This window comes from Streptomyces sp. YS-3 (genome assembly GCF_045257485.1).
In the GTDB taxonomy this organism is placed as follows: domain Bacteria; phylum Actinomycetota; class Actinomycetes; order Streptomycetales; family Streptomycetaceae; genus Streptomyces.
This window is the reverse complement of sequence record NZ_JBJHPC010000624.1, coordinates 1-3,989: the sequence shown is the minus strand read 5'-3', so window position 1 is coordinate 3,989 and position 3,989 is coordinate 1. Positions and strand designations below refer to the sequence as shown.

Here is a 3,989-nt window from a genome sequence, read left to right as displayed (position 1 = left end):
CACCAGGTGCACCCCACCCGCACGCACCCGCACGCACCTACACGTACCGCTCCAGGATCGACGACTCCGCCAGCCGCGAGAGCCCCTCGCGCACGCTCCGCGCCCGCGCCTCGCCGACCCCGTCGACGGTCTGGAGGTCGTCCACCGACGCCGCCAGCAGCTTCTGGAGGCCGCCGAAGTGCTCCACCAGGCGTTCGATGATCGCGCCCGGCAGCCGGGGCACCTTGGCCAGCAGGCGGTACCCGCGGGGCGAGACCGCGGAGTCGAGCGTCTCGGGCGATCCGCTGTAGCCCAGCGCTCTCGCCACTATGGGCAGTTCGAGCAGCTCCGCGTGGGTGAGGTCGTTCAGCTCCGTCAGCGCCTCGGCCACCGTCCGCGAGCGCTTCGCCGTCGGCTCCGGCACATAGTCCCGGACCACCAGCTCCCGCTCGGGCTCGACGCCCGCGATCAGCTCGTCGAGCTGGAGCGAGAGCAGCCGGCCGTCGGTGCCCAACTCCACCACGTACTCGGCGATTTCCGTGGCGATCCGGCGGACCATCTCCAGGCGCTGGGCGACGGCCGTGACGTCCCGGACCGTCACCAGGTCCTCGATCTCCAGGGCGGAGAGCGTGCCGGCCACCTCGTCCAGGCGCAGCTTGTAGCGCTCCAGCGTCGCCAGCGCCTGGTTCGCCCGCGAGAGGATCGCCGCCGACTCCTCCAGGACCCGGCGCTCCCCGTTCACGTACAGCGCGATCAGGCGCATGGACTGCGAGACCGAGACCACCGGGAAGTTGCACTGCTTGGAGACCCGGTCCGCCGTGCGGTGGCGGGTGCCCGTCTCGTCGGTGGGGATGCCCGCGTCGGGGACCAGCTGGACCCCGGCCCGGTGGATCTTGGTGATGTCCTTGTCCAGGACCAGCGCGCCGTCCAGCTTGCACAGCTCGCGCAGGCGCGTCGCGGCGAACTCGACGTCCAGGACGAAGCCGCCCGTGCACATCGAGTCCACCGTCTTGTCGAGGCCGAGGACGATCAGGCCGCCCGTGTTGCCCCGCAGGATGCGCTCCAGGCCGTCACGGAGTGCGGTGCCGGGCGCGACCGCGCTCAGCGCGGCACGCATCAGCGCTTCGTTGCCGGAGCCTGTGCCGGACTTTCCGGATCCCGCTGCCCGGTCGTTGGCTGCCACTGCACTCCTCCGGTCGCAGACGTTCGACGGCAAAGTCTACCGGCGCTCCTCCTCCGCCCGCGGGGCCTCGGCCCGACGCCCGCGCGGCAGCACCCGCAGCGCGTCCCCCATGTCGGCGACTTCCGTGACCTTCATACCGGCCGGGACCTTCCCGGGGTCGGACGGCACCAGCGCGTGCGTGAACCCCAGCCGGTGGGCCTCGGCCAGCCGGCGCTGGACGCCCGTGACCCTTCTGACCTCGCCCGCGAGCCCCACCTCACCGATCGCCACCAGGTTCTTCGGCAGCGGGGTGTCGCTCGCCGCCGACGCCAGCGCGAGGGCGATCGCCAGGTCCGCCGCGGGCTCGGAGAGCTTCACGCCGCCGACGGTGGCGCTGTAGATGTCGCGCTTGCCCAGCGCCGTGATCCGCCCGCGCTGCTCCAGGACCGCCAGCATCATCGAGACCCGGGAGGTCTCCAGGCCGGAGGTGGTGCGCCGGGGCGAGGGGATCTGCGAGTCCACGGTGAGCGCCTGGACCTCGGCCACCAGGGGCCTGCGGCCCTCCAGGGTCACCGTCAGACACGTACCCGGCACGGGCTCGTCCCGACGGGTGAGGAAGAGGCCCGAGGGGTCGGTCAGGCCCGTGATGCCCTCGTCGTGCAGCTCGAAGCAGCCCACCTCGTCCGTCGCCCCGTACCGGTTCTTCACGCCGCGCACCAGGCGCAGGCGCGCGTGCCGGTCGCCCTCGAAGGAGAGGACCACGTCCACGAGGTGTTCGAGCAGACGGGGGCCCGCGATAGCCCCGTCCTTGGTCACATGGCCGACCAGGAGCGTCGCCATCCCGCGCTCCTTGGACGCCCGGATCAGCGCGCCCGCCACCTCGCGCACCTGCGCCATGCCGCCGGGCGCCCCGTCGATCTCCGGAGAGGCCACCGTCTGTACGGAGTCGAGGACGAGCAGGGACGGCTTGACCGCGTCCAGATGGCCCAGGACCGCGGAGAGGTCCGTCTCCGCCGCCAGGTACAGATGGTCGTTGAGGGCGTTGATCCGGTCGGCCCGCAGCCGGACCTGGCTCGCGGACTCCTCACCCGTCACATACAGCGTGGGGTGCTCCTCGCGGGCCGCCTTGGCGGCGACGTCGAGCAGCAGCGTGGACTTGCCGACGCCCGGCTCCCCGGCGAGCAGCACCACCGCGCCCGGCACGAGCCCGCCGCCGAGGACGCGGTCCAGCTCGGCGACGCCGGTCGAGCGGGCGGTGGCCTGGCGGGCGTCCACCTGGCCGATCGGCAGCGCGGCGGTGGAGACCCGGCCCGCGGCCGTCGTCCGCACCGCGGGCGCGCCGTACTCCTCGACCGTCCCCCAGGCCTGGCACTCGGGGCAGCGGCCGAGCCACTTGGCGGTCGTCCAGCCGCATTCGGTGCAGCGGTAGGACGGCCGGTCCTTCGCGGATTTCGTACGGGTAGCCATGACGTCACCGTAGCGGCGGCCACTGACAGCGCCGCCCGGCGGCGGCCCCGCGCGGCCCGCGTCCGCCGCCGCGGGCCGTTCCCCCACAAGGCCGTAGGGCGTTCCCCCACATGGAGGAAGGCAACGTTCCGCACCGGGGAAGGCAAGCCTCCGCGATGGAAGGCAAGGTTCCTGTCCCCTTTTGAGGGATACATTCACCCGTAAGGAGTAAAAGTGCTCAAGCGGCACGAAGGACACGGGATCCTGCGCCTACCTTCGCCGGGTGAAGAGCAGCGGTCTGGATCACCCCACGCACACCACCGGCGCACACCGGGCCCAGCGCGGCGCGCCCCGGACGTTGACCCAGCGCCCGCCCGCGCGCTACGAGGCGTATCTCGACGGCCTGTTCACGTACTGCCTGTCCGTGCTCTGCGACCACGACGAGGCCGTCCACGCCCTCGGTGACGTCCTGGCCGTCTCCGAGCGGCAGCACGCGCGCTGCCCCGACCCCGAGGCCGAGCGCAAGGCGTGGCTGTACGCGCTGGCGCGCTGGTCCTGTCTGCGCAAGCTCGCCGAGCGCAGACGCGCGCGCAAGGGCGCCCACACCGGCCGCCCGCAGCCCTCCGAGCAGGACCCCGCCGCCTCGCCCGCCCCCGAGGAGGCCGAGCGCCGGCACCGCGAACTGGCGCTGCTCGCCTGGCCCGAGGCCGCCGGCACCACACCCGAGCAGCGCGAGGCCCTGGAGCTCGCCGTCCGCCACCGGCTCGGCCCGCGCGAGGTCGCCGCCGTCCTCGGCATGAGCTACCCGGCCGCCCGCGAGCTGCTCGCCGCCGGCGCCTGCGAGGTCGAGCGGACCCGGGCCGCGCTGGCCGTCGTCGAGACCGGCGGCTGCCCGGCGGTGGCCCGGCTCATCGGCGACCACGAGGTGCTGCTCTCGGCCGCCCTCCGCCGCGAGCTGGTCCGGCACGTCGACGACTGCCCGCGCTGCCGCCGCGCCGCCGAGCGCGCGGGCGCCGCCGGACCCTGGCCGGGCTCCTCGGTCACCCCGGCCGCCCTGCCGCTGGTCGAGGCCCCGCGCGCGGAGGCGTACGCGGCGATGCTCCACGTCCCCCGGACCCGCGGCAGCGGCCCCCGCTTCGACCGGTCCGGCTTCCCGATGGACCCCAAGGACCGGGCGGCCCGCCGGGACCGGCTGCGCGCGCGTGCCGTGACCACCACGGTGGTGGCCACGGTCGTGGCCGCGCCCGCCTTCGCGCTCTGGGCCGCCTACCGGGGCGCCCCCGCGACCGGCGAGGCCCCCGACGGCGCCAAGATCACCGCCAGTGAGGCCGACAACGGCCCGGCGGGGCTCCCGTACGAGCGCTACGAGAACGCGGGCAACGCCCGCACCGACCCCGACCCC

At 74.3% G+C, this 3,989-nt stretch carries 3 protein-coding genes; 1 reads left to right on the top strand and 2 read right to left on the bottom strand.

The window, feature by feature from the left end; all coding sequences use genetic code 11:
- Positions 1-37: 37 nt before the first annotated feature.
- Both disA and radA read right to left on the bottom strand, forming a co-directional pair.
- Complete coding sequence (gene disA, locus ACJA3G_RS32045) at positions 38-1,162, bottom strand: DNA integrity scanning diadenylate cyclase DisA (protein ID WP_406556550.1); 1,125 nt, start codon at positions 1,160-1,162, stop codon at positions 38-40.
- A 36-nt stretch (positions 1,163-1,198) separates the two neighbouring features.
- Positions 1,199-2,608, bottom strand: a complete 1,410-nt coding sequence (gene radA, locus ACJA3G_RS32040; protein ID WP_358836337.1) for a DNA repair protein RadA — start codon at positions 2,606-2,608, stop codon at positions 1,199-1,201.
- A 262-nt stretch (positions 2,609-2,870) separates the two neighbouring features.
- Here radA and ACJA3G_RS32035 point away from each other — a divergent pair.
- Positions 2,871-3,989: RNA polymerase sigma factor (locus ACJA3G_RS32035; RefSeq protein ID WP_406556549.1), on the top strand; the 1,119-nt coding region annotated here is incomplete at its 3' end.